This window comes from Streptococcus chenjunshii (assembly GCF_003086355.1).
Taxonomy (GTDB): domain Bacteria; phylum Bacillota; class Bacilli; order Lactobacillales; family Streptococcaceae; genus Streptococcus; species Streptococcus chenjunshii.
The window spans coordinates 1,616,874-1,631,130 of the sequence record NZ_CP031733.1 but is presented as its reverse complement, the minus strand read 5'-3'; the positions used below and the strand labels follow the sequence as shown (position 1 = coordinate 1,631,130).

General features: G+C 40.4%; 15 protein-coding genes, 1 tRNA gene and 1 pseudogene. 12 read left to right on the top strand and 5 right to left on the bottom strand.

Going from position 1 to position 14,257, the window contains the following annotated elements:
• Positions 1 to 3: 3 nt before the first annotated feature.
• Both DDV21_RS07815 and DDV21_RS07810 read left to right on the top strand, forming a co-directional pair.
• On the top strand, positions 4 to 1,107 hold the full coding sequence (locus DDV21_RS07815) for a family 8 glycosyl hydrolase (RefSeq protein WP_116877764.1): 1,104 nt from the start codon (positions 4 to 6) through the stop codon (positions 1,105 to 1,107).
• Between the two features lie 347 nt (positions 1,108 to 1,454).
• A complete protein-coding gene (locus DDV21_RS07810; protein ID WP_116877763.1) occupies positions 1,455 to 2,846 on the top strand; it encodes a collagen binding domain-containing protein in 1,392 nt (463 codons plus the stop codon).
• Positions 2,847 to 3,114: 268 nt separating this feature from the next.
• On the opposite strand, the gene DDV21_RS07805 is transcribed toward DDV21_RS07810, so the two are convergent.
• The 4 genes from DDV21_RS07805 to yghU form a co-directional block, all read right to left on the bottom strand.
• A complete protein-coding gene (locus DDV21_RS07805; RefSeq protein ID WP_310590870.1) occupies positions 3,115 to 3,357 on the bottom strand; it encodes a type B 50S ribosomal protein L31 in 243 nt (80 codons plus the stop codon).
• Positions 3,358 to 3,508: 151 nt separating this feature from the next.
• A complete protein-coding gene (locus DDV21_RS07800) occupies positions 3,509 to 4,444 on the bottom strand; it encodes a DHH family phosphoesterase (protein WP_116877761.1) in 936 nt (311 codons plus the stop codon).
• Between the two features lie 7 nt (positions 4,445 to 4,451).
• A complete protein-coding gene (locus DDV21_RS07795; protein ID WP_116877760.1) occupies positions 4,452 to 4,886 on the bottom strand; it encodes a GNAT family N-acetyltransferase in 435 nt (144 codons plus the stop codon).
• A gap of 140 nt (positions 4,887 to 5,026) precedes the next feature.
• Positions 5,027 to 5,833, bottom strand: a complete 807-nt coding sequence (yghU, locus tag DDV21_RS07790; RefSeq protein WP_116877759.1) for a glutathione-dependent disulfide-bond oxidoreductase — start codon at positions 5,831 to 5,833, stop codon at positions 5,027 to 5,029.
• Between the two features lie 347 nt (positions 5,834 to 6,180).
• On the opposite strand from yghU, the gene add reads away from it, so the two are divergent.
• The 8 genes from add (at position 6,181) to rplS (ending at position 11,928) form a co-directional block, all read left to right on the top strand.
• A complete protein-coding gene (gene add / locus DDV21_RS07785; RefSeq protein ID WP_116877758.1) occupies positions 6,181 to 7,200 on the top strand; it encodes an adenosine deaminase in 1,020 nt (339 codons plus the stop codon).
• Between the two features lie 41 nt (positions 7,201 to 7,241).
• On the top strand, positions 7,242 to 7,685 hold the full coding sequence (locus tag DDV21_RS07780; RefSeq protein ID WP_116877757.1) for a flavodoxin: 444 nt from the start codon (positions 7,242 to 7,244) through the stop codon (positions 7,683 to 7,685).
• A gap of 311 nt (positions 7,686 to 7,996) precedes the next feature.
• On the top strand, positions 7,997 to 9,382 hold the full coding sequence (gene sufB, locus DDV21_RS07775) for a Fe-S cluster assembly protein SufB (RefSeq protein WP_116877756.1): 1,386 nt from the start codon (positions 7,997 to 7,999) through the stop codon (positions 9,380 to 9,382).
• Positions 9,383 to 9,707: 325 nt separating this feature from the next.
• A complete protein-coding gene (locus DDV21_RS07770) occupies positions 9,708 to 10,388 on the top strand; it encodes a TVP38/TMEM64 family protein (RefSeq protein WP_116877792.1) in 681 nt (226 codons plus the stop codon).
• A gap of 2 nt (positions 10,389 to 10,390) precedes the next feature.
• A complete protein-coding gene (locus DDV21_RS07765; protein ID WP_116877755.1) occupies positions 10,391 to 10,660 on the top strand; it encodes a chorismate mutase in 270 nt (89 codons plus the stop codon).
• The gene (locus DDV21_RS07760; protein ID WP_116877754.1) at positions 10,657 to 11,037 is read left to right on the top strand and encodes a CrcB family protein; all 381 of its coding nucleotides are present in this window, start codon (positions 10,657 to 10,659) and stop codon (positions 11,035 to 11,037) included. The genes DDV21_RS07765 and DDV21_RS07760 overlap by 4 nt, the downstream gene beginning before the upstream one ends.
• 1 nt (position 11,038) lies before the next feature.
• Entirely contained in the window at positions 11,039 to 11,368 is a 330-nt protein-coding gene (locus tag DDV21_RS07755) for a CrcB family protein (protein WP_116877753.1), read from the top strand.
• A gap of 212 nt (positions 11,369 to 11,580) precedes the next feature.
• The gene (rplS, locus tag DDV21_RS07750; RefSeq protein ID WP_116877752.1) at positions 11,581 to 11,928 is read left to right on the top strand and encodes a 50S ribosomal protein L19; all 348 of its coding nucleotides are present in this window, start codon (positions 11,581 to 11,583) and stop codon (positions 11,926 to 11,928) included.
• A gap of 172 nt (positions 11,929 to 12,100) precedes the next feature.
• On the opposite strand, the pseudogene DDV21_RS07745 reads toward rplS, so the two are convergent.
• A pseudogene (locus DDV21_RS07745) lies at positions 12,101 to 12,251 on the bottom strand (MerR family transcriptional regulator); the annotation flags it as partial.
• A 135-nt stretch (positions 12,252 to 12,386) separates the two neighbouring features.
• Here DDV21_RS07745 and DDV21_RS07740 point away from each other — a divergent pair.
• Both DDV21_RS07740 and DDV21_RS07735 read left to right on the top strand, forming a co-directional pair.
• A tRNA-Arg gene (locus DDV21_RS07740) sits at positions 12,387 to 12,458 on the top strand.
• Positions 12,459 to 12,761: 303 nt separating this feature from the next.
• Positions 12,762 to 13,970, top strand: coding sequence for an FtsW/RodA/SpoVE family cell cycle protein (locus DDV21_RS07735; protein WP_116877751.1), 1,209 nt, complete (start codon positions 12,762 to 12,764; stop codon positions 13,968 to 13,970).
• Positions 13,971 to 14,257: the final 287 nt, after the last annotated feature.

Genomic DNA, 14,257 nt, shown 5'->3' with positions numbered 1-14,257 from the left:
AACGTGAAACGAACAAAATTTAGATTTATTTGGTTTACAGCGGCTATAGCGGCTTTGATAGCTGTCATGTTTTACGCTAGAAAGGACAGCAAAAGTATTTTGCAGAAGAATAGCTATAAAGAATGGCAGCAGCACTTTGTGGTAAGCGGGAAAGACTATGCTTATATCAAAACAACTACCGATAAGGATAAAGATATTGTTTTATCTGAAGCACAGGGCTACGGTATGCTTATTGCAGTTGATGCAGCTGAAAATGGCTTGGCTGAACAGGAAGATTTTGAAAAGCTTTACCGTTATTATCTGTCTCACAAAGACGGTGATACTCAGTTAATGTCTTGGCGCCAGACCGTTGTTCAAAATCAAGTCAGCGATGAAGCGAATAACGCTACTGATGGCGACCTTTATATTGCTTACTCTTTAATTAAGGCAGCTCAGCAGTGGCCGAATCAGTCTGACGAGTATCAGAAGCAAGCCCAAGCTATCTTACAGGATGTTTTGACTTATAATTATAACAGTGAACAAAAAATCCTGACTGTCGGCAATTGGGCTGCTGCTGATACGAAGTTTCATAATCTTGTAAGAACGTCGGATATACTGCCGGCGCAATTCCAAGCTTTTTATGATTTGACAGGCGATCAGGAGTGGTTAGAGATCAAAGACTCTATGCTGGCTAAGCTGGAGACAGTCAGTCAGCAGCATCAGACAGGTCTGATTCCCGACTTTATTTGGGTTGATGGTGACAAAGTAACCGCTGCAGCACCCAATGATATTTCGACGGAAAATGACGGCGACTATTCTTACAATGCCTGCCGTTTGCCGTATAATTTAGCTCAGAGCAAGGATAAAAGGAGCCAAAAGATACTAACTAAAATGCTGGATTTCTTTATGGAGGAAGACAGTATTAAGGCGGGTTACTCGCTTGAAGGTGAGCCTTTGAATCAGTATCAGGCATCCAGCTTTGCAGCACCGGTTTTTTATGCAGCAAACAGAGATGCTGATTACCGTAAACTGGTTCAGCAAAATAAATATGTTTTCATGACGAAGCTTTCTTCTGAAAATTATTATGAAGCAGCTTTAGTTACTTTAGTAGCATTGGAATCTTTATAGAAAAAAACTCTTGGAAATCGCTTAACAGCTGAATTCCAGAGTTTTTTTATAAAAAGCATTAAGAAATCTGTAAAAACAGCAAGCAGCAAGTAAGATCGAATCCGCCTAGCAATCAGCTTTTTACCCTTTCATATCGATAAAATAGGGGCAGTTGAATCATATAGTTTGAATGAGCAAATGATTCAATTTTTAGATTATTAGAACCACAAAACATTTTGGTTACAAATGTTACATGAAGTTTATGAAACAGTAGAAGAGATTGTTTCTTCATTATTTCTATGTTAAAATATCAGTTATAGATGTTATTGTTACATTCTATATTTTAAATAATGAGGTTTTTAATAACTATGAAAATGAAGCGAAAACTTTTAAGTTTATTTACGGTTTTAGCGGCTTTAGTAGGAATCTTTTCATTGACGCAAACAGTTAAGGCTGATCAGATTACGAATTATACTAATACAGCTACTTTAACTAAAGAAAACGGAACATCGCTGTCCGAAAACAGTACGGTAGGTTACTGGGAGCCCTTAGCAGTCAGTAACCGCATCACTTTCCCTGACGAGCAGGCTATTAAAGAAGGGGATACGCTGACTCTTAAATTGCCTGAGCAGCTGCGTTTTTCAACTACTATCCCTTTTGACGTGATGCACGCCAGCGGCGATCCGGCAGGACAGGCTGTCATCAATTCTGAGACAGGTGAGGTGACCGTTACTTTTACTGATATTTTTGAAAGACTCCCGCTGGATAAGGAAATGTCCTTAAACTTCAATGTACAAGTGAATCATGATACGGTTCCGACCAATACACCGATTGATATTACTTATGAAGGGGTAGTTTATCCGTTAGTTGTTGAAGAAAATACAGTAGTTCCTGTCAGTCCTGTTATCACTAAAACAGGCTATCAAGACGATCTTGATTCCAGTATTATTCACTGGCGCGTTTTGATTAACAGTCAGCAGAGTACTGTTGATAACCTGACAGTCGCTGATACTCTTGGTGAAGGTCAGGAATTGCTTCCGGAAACAATGCTTGGTGTTCAGGTTCAGTATGTTGAAGGAGATGCTGTAGATTCCCTTGAGGAAGCTGCATCACGTCCGTATAGCTATAATTTTTCGGCTGATATTACCTATACAACTGATGATTTAGGCAAAACAAACGGCTTTAGGCATACGATTGGAGGCAGCAGTAACAATGCGGTTTTCCTTTCTTATGATACGCGTTTAACTTCAGCGCAGTCAGTTGGCACTGACATGACTAACAGTATCGCTGTTTCTGGTGAAAATGTTGCCTATTCTACAGAAACAGGCTATGCTCGCATAGAAGCCGCTTATGGCAGTGCCTCATCACGGATTGTTCCTGCACAGTTTGAAGCAACAACCACTACTACGCAAACGACAACAGAAAATGCCACAACCACAGAAGCTCCGACTACAACTGCTGGTACCACAACTGAACAATCAGTAACAACAGAAGAAGGGACTACGACAGAAAGTTCGGTAACAACTTCGGAATCAGCCCCAACAAGTTCAAGCTCAACATCTGACAGCACATCTGCGACTTCTGTTTCAACAAGCAGTCCTTCATTGGCTGTCACGTCATCACAGTCACAGGTTAAAAAGAATAAAAAGTCTACTCTCCCTAGTACTGGCGAAGACAGTCATAACCTTCTGCCTATTCTTGGGGTTATGCTGATTGCTGTTCTTGTTTGGTTTTTTCCGGCAAGAAAACTGAGAAAATAAAGGCTTGATAATTATTGAAAAAGAAGCGAAAATCCGCTTCTTTTTCTTGTTTATGTGGCTTGTAAATTGAAAAACAATTTACTGAACAGAACTACTTGTAATAAACTGCCCCCAAAAATACAGGATTGGAGTTTAAAAACAGATGTCATCTTTAACTGTTTTATCATTATTAGCTTTTTGCATATACAAAAAAACTCTGTAATTTCTGAAGGATCTGTCCTTTACAGAGTTACAGAGTCTAATATTTTTTTCCAGCAGATACAGTCTTTTATTTGAGACCGTATTTTTTGTTGAAACGATCGACACGGCCGTCTGCCTGTGTGAATTTTTGGCGTCCTGTGTAGAAGGGGTGTGAATCTGATGAAATTTCTACACGTACAAGCGGATATGTTTCTCCTTCAAATTCTACCGTTTCGTCAGAAGATCTTGTGGAACCGCTAAGAAACTTGTAACCTGTAGTAGTGTCCATAAAGACAACAGGACGGTACTCTGGATGAATGTCTTTTCTCATTTTAAACTTTTTCCTTTCTGCCATGGCAGCTGCCTGCCATAGTTGTTAACCATTTTATTTTATCAGAACTTAGAGAGCTTGACAAGTGTTTTATTTAAAAAAATGTTAAGTCAATATCTTATTTTGCCTGTGTTGTGACAAGAACTGAGTGTCAGTTCTTTAAAAGATCTTTGATTTCTTGATAAATATCTTCGTTTTCTTTGAGACTGTACGAATTGGCGCCGCTGGCCAGAGGATGGCCGCCGCCAGCATGCCGTTTAGCGATATCGTTAATCGAGTGGGACTTGCTGCGTAAACGTACACGATAATGACCGTCAGGTTGTTCCACAAAAATCGCCCAGACTTCCACACAGTCAATTTTTCCTGGAGTGGCAACAATAGCAGATGTTTCAGGATCTGTGATGTTAAACTTTTTCATTAAGTCTTGGGTTAGGATAAGGCGGGCAGCTCCGTTCTCATTAATTTCAAGATTATCAAGGGTGTAGGCTTGTAGTTTAGCAATTTTTAAAGAGAAGCTATCCATTTGCCGAGCTACAGCTGCGAAATCGAAATGGTAGTTTCGAAGCTCGCTGGCTATGGCAAAGGTTTTGCTGCTGGTAGCAGGATAAAGGAAGCGGCCGGTGTCTCCAATAATACCAGCGTAGAGGAGGCGAGCGGCTTCATCCGAAAGTTTGAGCTGCAGTGTTATCGCAAAATCAGCAATAATTTCACTGCTGCTGGAAGCAGCAGTGTCCACATGAACCAAATCGCCATATACATCGTCATTAGGATGGTGATCAATTTTAATAAGAAATTGTCCTCTCATATAATCGCTGCCGTCAATCCGAGGTCTGTTAGCTGTATCGGTCACAATAACAAGAGCGTTTAAGTAGTCCTTACTATCTATGTTATCCATATGACCCAGCCAAGTCAATGTAGGTTCGTCATAACCTGGTGCAAGGACCTTTTTTTCGGGGAAGTTGGTTTTGATAATGGCTTTGAGTCCCAGCTGGCTCCCCAAAGCATCGGGATCCGGTTTCATATGTCTATGAATAATAATGGTATCATACTCTTCAATTTTGGCTAAAATGTGTTTGAATGTTGTCATAAAAAAATTAATTCCCTTTCAAAAGCATATCAATATGAGAAATACCGTCTTCTAAATATTGTGAGGAAATGGGCTGAAAACCAAAAGAATTATAAAAATCTTTTAGATAGCTTTGTGCCTGAATATAGATAGGAAGCTTTGGAAATTTATCTCTGCAAAATCGCAGAACTTGTAAAACCAGCTCTCGGCCAAGCCCTTGATGGCGGCAGTCCTCTGCAGTTAAAACGCGGCCCAGTTTTACAGTTCCTTTAGTTGGAATTAAGCGGCAGTAGGCTTTAATGGAACCGGATTTTTCTTTAAAAAAGTGCAGAGCTTCTAAGTCAAGAGAGTCAACTTCTTGATAAGGGCAGTTTTGTTCCACAACAAAAACAGCAACCCGTGCTTGATAAATGGCAAATAATTCCGAGGTTGTCAGTTCAGCAAATGTTTTTAGTTTCCACATATACGGTCCTTTCTAAGGATATTATATCATAAAAACAGAACTTCCAGAATGCCCTGTATTTCAAGGCTTCCAGAAGTTCTGTGGTTCTATAATTTCTGCAGTCAGGAACTCCAGACAGGGATAGTGTGCAAGTGAAGATTTCATTCTGAAGAGCTTTGTTTAATGTCCTGATATTTTGCCTGAAGCCCGCGAATAACAGCCGGCCGTATAGCTATTTTTTCAGTCCAAGACTGTAGATTTTGGTAAGTTTGGACATCAAGAAACTCTCCCGCTCTATCCCAAATGTTATCCTGGGCTAAGCGTCCATACCACGACCAAATAGCAATATCTGCAATGCTGTAGCTGTCGCCGGCGATAAAAGGCTTATAGGCCAATTCTTTATCCAAGAGGTCAAGTTGGCGCTTGGCTTCCATTGCAAAACGGTTGATACTGTATTCAATTTTTTCAGGTGCGTAATGGAAGAAATGCCCAAATCCGCCGCCGAGAAAAGGTGCTGCTCCGGTTTGCCAGAAGAGCCAGTTTAATACTTCAGTGCGCTGGGTATGATCAGCTGGAATAAGTTGGTTGAATTTTTCAGCTAGGTAGAGAAGGATATGAGATGATTCAAAAACTCGGACTGTTTTATCTCCTGATTGATCAATCAGAGCCGGAATCTTTGAATTAGGGTTGATAGCTACAAAGTCCGATCCAAACTGCTCACCCTTGCTGATTGCAATCCGATACAAATCATAATCCGCCTCAGAAATGCCAGCTTCTTTAAGCTCCTCAAGCATAATGGTCGCTTTGATACCGTTTGGTGTACCGAGAGAATAGAGCTGAAAAGGTTTATTCCCAACCGGCAGTTTTTGTTCAAAACGCGCTCCGGCAGTCGGCTGATTCAAGCCGCCCCATTGACCGCCAAGATTAGCAGGATTTTTCCAAATTTTCGGTGGTGTATAGTCTGACATTGTTTCCTCCTTATAATAAGATACAAAGGCCGTTTAAAAATCCGTATGAAAATAGGGAAGGACGAGCGAAGCTCCACGTCGCGATGGACTGCGTCTTTTTCACTAGGATTTTAGGCCGTGTTCTATTCAAGATTTTAGGCCGTGTTCAATTCAATAAGATACAAAGGCCGTTGAAGTCATAGAGATTTCAGTAAGTTTCGCTGTTTACAGACACACTTACAAACATAACACAGTGAAAAAACGCTGACTGCTTTAAATGATGTGATAAGCATAGCAAATTTAAGCTTGAATTTCAAATAAATTGTGTTAAGATAGAAAAAATATCTTTTTCCTGCAGGAGGCTGATAATGGATCGAAAAGTATTAGAAAAATTAGCAAAGACAGAGTTGCATTGTCATTTAGACGGATCTATCTCATTGGAAACAATCCGTCTTTTAGCGGCTATGGCTGGAATTTCACTGCCTCAGGCGGATGAAGATTTAAAAAAACTGGTTACAGTGCCTGAACAGACAGAAAGTTTAGTAGACTACCTGAAGACTTTTGATTTTATTCGTCCGCTTTTACAGACTAAAAAGGCTTTGCAGCTGGCAGCCTATGATGTGGCCAGACAAGCAGCAGAGGATAATGTGATTTATATTGAAATTCGCTTTGCACCTGAGCTCTCCATGGATAAGGGGCTATCAGCGGCAGATACTGTTTTTGCCGTGTTAGACGGGCTGAAACAAGCTGAAGCTGATTTTGATATTACAGCCAGAGTTATTGCCTGCGGCATGCGCCAGTCTCCAAAGGAACTGACTAGAGATCTTTTTGGGCAGCTGGCGGATCTTTCTGAAGCGGGTTTGGCAGGGTTTGATTTTGCTGGTGATGAGGAAGGGTATCCAACATCAGAAATTGAAGATTTAATCCGCTATACGCAAACTTTAGACCGTCCTCTGACCCTGCATGCCGGAGAATGCGGCTGCCCGAACCATATTGCTGATGCCATTGCCCTCGGTATTAAACGTTTAGGACATGTGACAGCTATTCATAACCAGCCGGAATTGATCAAGTCATTGGTTGACAACTGCGTAACAGCGGAACTTTGCTTGACCAGCAATCTGCAAACCAAGGCTATAAAAGAAATCTCCGAATTTCCTTACCGGGAATTGTACGAAGCAGGAGCAAAAATTACTATTAATACTGATAATCGGACGGTATCAGATACGAATCTGACCAAGGAATATGAGCTTTTCCATCTCTATTTTGCCGCCGATTTAGCTGATTTCCTGCAGTTCAACCGCAATGCGGTTGAAGCTTCTTTTGCCAGTGAGTCTGAAAAAAAAGACCTATTAAGAAAAATAGAAAAAATATATGCTGCATTCCTGTAGAAATATGCTAAAATAAAAGTACTTTGTAATTGGAGGAAAAAATGGCTTTAGCTAAAATTGTTTTTGCCAGCATGACCGGCAATACAGAAGAAATTGCCGATATTGTTGCTCAGAAACTGGAAGATCTAGGGCATACTGTCGAAGTAGATGAGTGCACAACAGTAGATGCAGCGGACTTTGAGGATGTTGATTTAGCAGTTGTGGCAACTTATACTTATGGTGACGGTGAGCTTCCTGATGAAATTGTTGATTTCTATGAGGACTTGGGTGATTTGGATTTATCTGGAAAACTTTATGGAGTTGTTGGTTCAGGTGATACTTTCTACGATTATTTCTGCCAGTCAGTGGATGATTTTGAAGCACAGTTTGCTCTGACAGGTGCTCTCAAAGGTGCAGAATCTGTCAAGGTTGATCTAGCTGCTGAAGATGAAGATATTGAAAACTTAGAAGCATTTGCAGAAGAGCTTTCTGCAAAGCTGAATTAAGTTTAAGTTACAGTCCGGCGGACTGTTTTTTTGTTATCTGCAGAGAAACGGAAATGCTTATTGCAAGTTTATCAGGCAGTCAACAGCAAGTCTCCCATTTGATTCCATCATTTTGCGGCTTTTTTCTATGAAATTGTTTTTAAAAGAGAGTATAATAGAGAAAAGAGTTTAAGCGCTAACAAATTGATTGACAAAGATAGGCGGAGGATTTGCTGATTTTAATGTCTGGTTTTTTTTGGTGTGCAGATGAATGATTTACAAACATTGCTAACAGTTGGGGTTTCTTGCTGCAAATATGAAAGAGGTACAATATGGTAAAGAAGAGAGATTATGCTTTTGGCTTTCATGATGATGTCCGGCCTTTATATTCTACTGGCAAAGGCTTGACAGAAAGAATTGTCCGAGATATTTCTGAAATAAAAAATGAACCGCAATGGATGCTTGATTACCGTCTGCAGTCTTTAGAACTGTTTCATAAACTTCCTCTGCCTGATTGGGGACCGGATTTATCAGGTATTGATTTTGAGCAGGTGATTTACTATCAAAGATATGCCGGCGAAAATGTCCGTTCATGGGACGATGTGCCTGATAAAATAAAAGAAACGTTTGACCGCCTAGGAATTCCTGAGGCTGAAAAACAGTTCTTGTCCGGTGCGGTTGCCCAGTATGAATCTGAAGTAGTTTATCATAATATGCAGGCAGAGTTTGAAAAACAGGGTATTATTTTTACGGATACTGACACAGCTGTTCAGAAATACCCAGAGCTGGTCAAAAAATATTTCGGTACCATCATTTCTAATGCAGAACACAAGTTCGCTGCCCTAAACGGTGCTGTATGGTCCGGCGGAACTTTTATCTATGTCCCTAAGGGTGTGCAGTGCGATATACCGGTGCAGACTTATTTCCGGATTAATGGTGAAAACGCCGGCCAGTTCGAGAGGACCTTGGTTATTGTAGAAGAAGGAGGCTCTATCCAGTACATTGAAGGTTGTACAGCCCCGACATATTCGGCTAACAGTTTGCATGCTGCTACAGTTGAAATCATTGTTAAACGGGATGCTTATTTTAGATATACCACAATGCAGAACTGGTCTGATAATGTCTATAATTTAGTTACTGAGCGCGGAACAGTTGCTGAAAACGGCACATTAGAATGGATAGATGGGAACATCGGCAGCAAAGTCAACATGAAATATCCCTGCTCCATTCTTAATGGGCCGCATGCCAGAACAACGGTTTTATCCATGTCTTTTGCTAACTTCGGTCAAGATTTGGATGCTGGCTGCAGGGTTTTCCACAATGCACCCCACACCTCCTCAACTTTAATTTCAAAGTCGGTGGCTAAAGACGGCGGCAGGACAGATTACCGTGGACAGGTTACTTTCGGCAAAGACAGTTCCGGATCCAAATCCCATATTGAGTGTGATACGATTCTTATGGATGATTTATCTTCATCTGATACGATTCCCTTTAATGAAATCCACAATGCCAATGTTGCTTTGGAGCATGAGGCGAAAGTTTCCAAAGTGTCGGAAGCTCAGCTTTATTACATGATGAGCCGGGGAATTTCTGAGGAGGAAGCAACAGCCATGATTGTTAATGGTTTTATGGAACCAATTACCAAAGAATTGCCGATGGAATATGCTGTTGAATTAAATACCTTGATTAATATGAGTATGGAAGGGTCTGTCGGCTGAAGAAGAGCGTTCAGAAAAACAGAAGCTTCTTTAAGCTGCTGCAAAAGCAGCCTAAAGCTTTTTAACAAGATACAAAGGCCGTTAAAAGTGCGAAGCTAGGAGACCGGACGAAGAACCGCAGGCCTAGGAAAGGCTATACTCACAGAGCTGCTACACCCGTAAGTTGCTAGTGCTTCATACGAGTGCGGTTCTTTTTTTCAGCTCTTAGGCGGAGTTCAGTTCTAGCAAGCGGGCTGCTAAAGTACAAATGTTTTTGTCTGTGAAGGTACTTGGACTGGTAATCATCTTGCAAAGTCAGTTATTTTTATTTATAATATTTAGCAAGATGAAGAAAAAACACTGGCAATATAATGAACTTAGAAAATGGTTTCTCGGATTGGGACTGCTCTTGATTGTCCTTTATTTTTTCATTTTTGTACTGAAGCATTATCAAGATTTTGAGGCCGTCTTGAGCAGCCAAAAGCCCTTAGAAAGGTTTGAAGCGCATCTGAAAGCCAGAACGCCTTTAAACTTTGTTATCCTTATCCTGCTGACTGCTGTTACAGCAGCCATTCCTTTTATGTCTAACGCTGTTTTTGCAATCTTTAATGGTCTTGTTTTTGGTCCTTGGCTGGGATTTGTTATGAATGTGAGCGCCAATATTTTGGGAAATTTTTTCCTGATTCGGCTGATGAATAAAATTGATATTATTGACAAGGATACGAAGTTGAAAAAAAATCTGGCTAAACTGGATGCATTCGGCAATACGAAAGCCGCACTGATTGCAGGTTATATGCTGCCAATTCTCCCAACTTTTGTCGTTGACTACAGTGTTTTAGAACTGAAGGTTTCTTGGCGGATTTGGCTGTCTTGTATTTTTATCGGAGTCATGCCAACCAGTCTTTTGTATGCTTTTGGAGGGGACGCTATTCTATCGGGGAATATCAAGCGTATTTTGCTTATTCTGTTGGCCATGGGGACAGTATACGGACTTTATCGCTATTTTACAAGGAAAAAAGGGAATTAAATATGGATTTACAGTGTATTCGCAGACAAATTGACGTTATTGATAAAGAGCTGACTTTGCTTCTTGAAAAACGGATGGCATTAGTCAGGCAGGTTAGTGAGTATAAAAAAGAGCAGCAGAAGGCAGTTGCAGACAGCGCACGCGAAACGGCAGTTCTTAAAAGTGTGTCTGAGCGAGTAGAGGATAAAGAGTTTGAAGAGACTATTGCCAATATATTTGCTGATATTATGAAACATTCACGAGCTTACCAGACGCGTAAAATAGAGCAATGAAAAGAAAATTACTGACAGTTTTCCTCATCTTCATTTTTGCTTTTGCTGCCGGTATTATGCGCTACCTTTTGAGCTGCTGGTTTCCTTCTGATTGGGGAACGGTGTTTGCCAATTTTTTCGGGACCTTTGTACTGGCTTTTTTTGTCAAGGGAGTGCTCGCTGGAGGAAAAAAGGTAGCAAAAACAGTATTAACAGCTCTTGGCGTTGGTTTAATCGGCAGCTTGACAACCTTTGCCAGTCCGGTTTTGGCTATGCTTGAGGGGCTGCGGACCGGAGATAAGGCAACGTTTATTTTTGATCTTTTATTATATTTTTGCGGCGGTATTATTGTTGTACTGGCAGGTGTCTATTTTGCAGAGAAAAAGAAGAGGACATGATATGCTTAACATTTTAGGAATTGGTTTTGCCTGCGGTGCAGGGGCGCTCCTTCGCTATGCTCTGTTGTCTGTTAATCGTGATAATTTTCCTTGGGGAACTCTGCTTAGTAATCTCTTAGCCTCCTTTTTAATGGGCTATTTTTCTCAGAATATTACTGATGAAATCTCCTACCTTATTCTATCTGCTGGTTTTTTAGGAGGGCTAGGAGCCTACTCGGCTTTGAACTATGAATTTGCTGTCTTTTTTGCTAAACGGATACACGCACTTGCTTATTATAGTTTAACCTATTGTTTGGGACTTCTTATGGTGTATGTCGGTATGTCTGTTTGAGGCAGGGGGGACAGGTGCTCATAGCGTTTGAAACGGAGTTGCTTTAATCGAGTTTTACCATGTCAGGTGAAAACAGCATTTTTTCTTGAGGTAAGACTAGACAGCTGTATGTATTTCTGTTAAAATAATGGTTGTGCATTATAATGGAAGCACAAAAAACAGTTAATCCGCTGGGACTGATGCTCTTATGATTAGCAAAGAAGGAGAATCAAATGAATCCATTAATTCAAAGTGTTACTGAAGGTCAGCTTCGTACTGATATTCCCAAATTCCGTGCTGGTGATACTGTTCGTGTCCATGCTAAGGTTGTTGAGGGAAACCGTGAGCGTGTCCAAATTTTTGAAGGTGTTGTTATTTCCCGTAAAGGGCAAGGTATTTCAGAAATGTATACTGTTCGCAAAATTTCAAGCGGTATCGGTGTTGAACGTACTTTCCCCCTTCACACACCGCGTGTTGAAAAAATCGAAGTGACTCGTCGCGGGCGTGTTCGCCGGGCAAAACTGTACTACCTGCGTGCATTGCAAGGTAAAGCAGCGCGTATCAAGGAAATCCGTAAATAAGAAACAGTTCACTGAGCTGTTTGAGTTGAAGAAAATAACTATTTTCTTCAACTTTTTTATTTGCAAGATAAAATTTTAGAATGCTGTGCTATCAGCAATTCTAAAAGTAGTAAAGCTTATCTATCATTCCAGAGTTATTAAAATAAGTTTTATCTATGTTTTGAATAGTCTGTCAGACTGTTTGTTTCTCTTCAGAATTTGACGGCTTATCTTCTAAATAATTAGATAAGTTTTTGAAGATATCATTCAGAGTTGACAGACGTTCTTCAACTTTTTACAGAAGCTTCTAAGGTGAATCCTTCTTCTAGCATTTCTTGAGCGATAGTAGATGTTGTAATGGAAGAGCGGCAAGGTGTTTACTTGATTTTGGGAAAGGAATAGACTCACGTTTTAGTTGTCTCAATTATCTTCTTAGAGTTGCATTCATTTTTAGTCTAGGGTATAATAGTTAGAGGTTTGTCCCCTTAGTTAAATGGATATAACAACTCCCTCCTAAGGAGTAGTTGCTGGTTCGATTCCGGCAGGGGGTATCTGGTGCAAATCTAAGAAAAACTCCGTTTTGAAATAAGACAAAAGCTGTTGGCTATAATCCTGTCTGAACAGAAAACGGATACTCTCAGTTGGCTCTGACTGTCTTACTTTGCAGTCAGAGTCTGCTTTTATTCAAAAAAACAAAAGATAAACGGCTGCCTGTGAGTCGTCTTTTGTTTTGATGGGAGACTATTTCTGGTTATTTGAACTGCCGGATGTGATTTATTGATACCTAGTCTGCCAAACTTTTAAGAAAAATGGTATAATAGGAGCGTTATCAGAAAAACGTAAAAGGAAATATCATGGCACGTAAAAGAAATTCCATAGACAGCCGTATTGACTACTCAGTTGTGTTACCCGTTTTTTTTCTCTTGCTTATCGGTTTAGCTGCAGTTTATATTGCAACGCTGCATGACTATCCTAATAATGTTATGGTGGTTATGACCCAGCAGGTAGTCTGGATGCTTTGTGGCTGCATTATTGCCTTTATTGTTATGCTTTTTAGCACGGAGCTGCTCTGGAAAATTACCCCTTATCTTTATATTTTAGGGCTGTTTTTGATGGTTCTACCCTTGATTTTCTATAGTCCGACCCTGGTGGAAGCAACGGGATCTAAGAATTGGGTGACTGTCGGTTCAGTCACATTATTCCAGCCATCAGAATTTATGAAAATATCCTATATCCTGATGCTGGCCCGTTCAACCATATGGTTTCATCAAAAGTATCAGGAATTAACCTTTAAACAGGATTTAAGGCTGATTGGTACCTATGCTTTGATTACTCTGCCGGTTATGCTTTTCTTAGCTTTGCAGAAAGACTTGGGGACAGCCATGGTCTTCGTTGCGATACTGGCAGGGATGATTTTAATTGCTGGCATCTCTTGGTGGCTGATTCTGCCGGTTATTCTCTTTATCGCCCTTTGTTTTCTTATTTTTATTATCATTTTTATCATTCCTAACGGCAAAGAGTTTCTTTTTAATATGGGGATGGATACTTATCAGATTAACCGTATATCTGCTTGGCTGGATCCGTTTAGTTTTTCAAAAACGATCGCCTATCAGCAAACGCAAAGCATGGTTTCGATTGGTATTGGCGGCTTGTTCGGACGGGGTTTTGGCAATGTTGCGCTATCGGTTCCGGTTCGTGAAAGCGATATGATTTTTACAGTCATTGCCGAGGATTTTGGCTTTATAGGAAGCGCTGTAGTTTTAGGCTTATATCTGCTTTTAATTTACCGCATGATTCGTGTAACATTTGCTTCAAATAATCGTTTTTATGTTTATATCTCAACCGGCTTTATTATGATGATTTTATTTCATATTCTTGAAAATATTGGAGCGGCTATCGGTCTCTTGCCGCTCACCGGTATTCCTCTGCCCTTTATTTCTCAGGGCGGGAGCGCTCTTATTACTAATCTTATCGGAGTAGGTCTGGTTCTGTCTATGGGCTATCAGAACAATTTAAATATCCAAAAAGAAATTACAGAAAAATTTCTGAGGAGCCGACGCTGAACATTTAGATGGCAGATTCGAGCCATCTTTTTTTATGTATTTTAAAAAGGGCTGTGTTCAGCTTAAAAACCTAGCTTTAAAGTTGAGGAGATGAACACAAAGTAAGGGCTGCTGAAAATGCCAAAGGAGCCAATGCCTTGCTGCCGTGTGATTAGCTCATTTGGAAGTTTAGGTAGTTATGGTGGAGGTGGTGAAAAGATGCTAATCTCTAACGTCTCCTTTGCTGACTTTGAACTTTTTAGGGGGATACAAAAAACCTTATAACTTCTAGTGAAATATCTTGTTTC

Excerpts from the sequence above, each read along its gene's own strand:
- DDV21_RS07810 (WP_116877763.1), top strand. The coding sequence starts at position 1,455 with ATGAAAATGAAGCGAAAACTTTTAAGTTTATTTACGGTTTTAGCGGCT.
- DDV21_RS07805 (WP_310590870.1), bottom strand. The coding sequence starts at position 3,357 with ATGAGAAAAGACATTCATCCAGAGTACCGTCCTGTTGTCTTTATGGAC.
- DDV21_RS07800 (WP_116877761.1), bottom strand. The coding sequence starts at position 4,444 with ATGACAACATTCAAACACATTTTAGCCAAAATTGAAGAGTATGATACC.
- DDV21_RS07795 (WP_116877760.1), bottom strand. The coding sequence starts at position 4,886 with ATGTGGAAACTAAAAACATTTGCTGAACTGACAACCTCGGAATTATTT.
- yghU (WP_116877759.1), bottom strand. The coding sequence starts at position 5,833 with ATGTCAGACTATACACCACCGAAAATTTGGAAAAATCCTGCTAATCTT.
- add (WP_116877758.1), top strand. The coding sequence starts at position 6,181 with ATGGATCGAAAAGTATTAGAAAAATTAGCAAAGACAGAGTTGCATTGT.
- DDV21_RS07780 (WP_116877757.1), top strand. The coding sequence starts at position 7,242 with ATGGCTTTAGCTAAAATTGTTTTTGCCAGCATGACCGGCAATACAGAA.
- sufB (WP_116877756.1), top strand. The coding sequence starts at position 7,997 with ATGGTAAAGAAGAGAGATTATGCTTTTGGCTTTCATGATGATGTCCGG.
- DDV21_RS07770 (WP_116877792.1), top strand. The coding sequence starts at position 9,708 with ATGAAGAAAAAACACTGGCAATATAATGAACTTAGAAAATGGTTTCTC.
- DDV21_RS07765 (WP_116877755.1), top strand. The coding sequence starts at position 10,391 with ATGGATTTACAGTGTATTCGCAGACAAATTGACGTTATTGATAAAGAG.
- DDV21_RS07760 (WP_116877754.1), top strand. The coding sequence starts at position 10,657 with ATGAAAAGAAAATTACTGACAGTTTTCCTCATCTTCATTTTTGCTTTT.
- DDV21_RS07755 (WP_116877753.1), top strand. The coding sequence starts at position 11,039 with ATGCTTAACATTTTAGGAATTGGTTTTGCCTGCGGTGCAGGGGCGCTC.
- rplS (WP_116877752.1), top strand. The coding sequence starts at position 11,581 with ATGAATCCATTAATTCAAAGTGTTACTGAAGGTCAGCTTCGTACTGAT.
- DDV21_RS07735 (WP_116877751.1), top strand. The coding sequence starts at position 12,762 with ATGGCACGTAAAAGAAATTCCATAGACAGCCGTATTGACTACTCAGTT.